Genomic DNA, 1,754 nt, shown 5'->3' with positions numbered 1-1,754 from the left:
CCCAAATCACAGCTTTGTTATTACTGATGTACCAATACTTTCTGCGACTATTTGCTATTGTTGCCGCATAGTGTTCTGGAATTCCCAGCTTGACTAGATTTTTATATTTCGTTCTAGGTTTCTTCCACTGTTTCCATATGCACATGCGTATTCTGTGGTAAAGCCATCCATTGATGTCATCTATGTTGCTCTTCATACTTGCAATTCCGTAGTAGTTAAGCCATCCTCTTGCATATACTTTGATTTTCTCAAGACTTGGCTTGATTGACTGACATCGCTTACGGGAAGATAACTCCTTCAGTCTAGACTTGAACTTCTTCCATGACTTCGGATGAACTCGGACATAAATGCCCTTTCCGTTCCTTCCCAATGCAAAGCCAAGGAATTTAAAATTTCGGATTGCAAACACACTGACAGTACGGCTCTTTTCTCGGTTGACTGTAAGTTTCAGCCTCTCCTCAAGATATTTTGTACTGCTTTCCAAGAGTCTCTCTGATGCTCGCTTGCTCTTTGCAAGAAGCACAATGTCATCTGCATATCTTATGCATGGAACACCTCTTTTCAGGAATTCTTGGTCGAACTCATCGAGGTAGACATTTGCCAGCAATGGTGATAGATTTCCACCTTGCGGTGAGCCTTCCTCTGTGTCAATGACCACTCCGTTTTCCATTACACCGCTCTTCAGATAGCGCTTTATCAGTTGCACTACTCTTTCATCCTTGACATTCTTGCGAAGAAGATTAATGAGGATTTCGTGATTTAAGGTGTCGAAGTATTTTGATAAATCAAGAACTACAGCAAATGTATAACCTTGTTCTGCATACTCCTTAACCTTAAGTATTGCATCTTTTGCACTTCTGTTCGGACGATAGCCATAGCTGCCTTCTGCAAACAGCGGTTCATAGATTGGCACTAACTGTTGGGTTATTGCCTGTTGAAGTGTACGGTCTACCACTGTTGGTATGCCAAGCTTTCGCACACCACCATCTGGTTTGGGAATCTCAACTCGTCTTACTGGAGACGGAGTATACTTTCCACGATAAATGCGGTCAGTTAACTCTTGTTGATGTTCCTTTAGATATGGAAGAGCCTCCTCAATGGTCATGCCATCAATTCCAGGCGCTCCCTTGTTTGCCTTGACTCTCTTATACGCTCTGTTAAAGTTGTCTTTATACAGTATCGCTTCCAAAAGTCTCGGCTGTGCACTGTCTCTTTCTTTCCATATCCGATTGAATGACCTAGACGCTTTCGCATACCCTTCGTGTTCCGCTCTATCTCTTTGCAAACAGCCATTGTTCTCAATGTTTTCTGCCATATATGGTCATTCCTCCTTTCTCGGTCATACTCAAGACTCCTACTGATTCGGTCCTTCACCTCTCGGCTACTATGACCTCTGCTGACTTCTGTGCGTTCAGCATTGCTTTATGCAATGGTTACCTCTTTCAAAGCATACCGCACAGACCTCCCCGGGTACCACACGTTTCTTTCTCTCCATCCATCTGTTACATTTACCATACATGATTCCGTGTAGTTTTCGGGCTTCGGCTTGTAAAGCAGTCTTACCCTCATGCATGGCCTTCTATGTAATTTCTGTTCGTCAGACCAGAGATTTGCCCGTGGTTAGTCTGTTCCCACATCCGGCTTCCTTCAGATTCCACCTCGCGATGGACACCCTTGCCTTCGGCTATATCCTTCCCACTACCGGGCGGATTCGGGACTTGCACCCGCTAGAAACGTGCGCCGCCGGGCGCACT

Annotated in this window: 1 protein-coding gene; it reads right to left on the bottom strand. The window is 44.7% G+C overall.

The features are described from left to right. On the bottom strand, positions 1-1,315 hold a 1,315-nt coding region (gene ltrA / locus OCV65_RS13285), incomplete at its 3' end, for a group II intron reverse transcriptase/maturase (protein ID WP_262582474.1). Positions 1,316-1,754 lie beyond the last annotated feature (439 nt).

Source organism: Dorea ammoniilytica, from assembly GCF_025567415.1.
GTDB lineage: Bacteria > Bacillota > Clostridia > Lachnospirales > Lachnospiraceae > Claveliimonas > Claveliimonas ammoniilytica.
The sequence above is the reverse complement of the archived record's forward strand: the minus strand, read 5'-3'. Positions and strand labels throughout refer to the sequence as shown.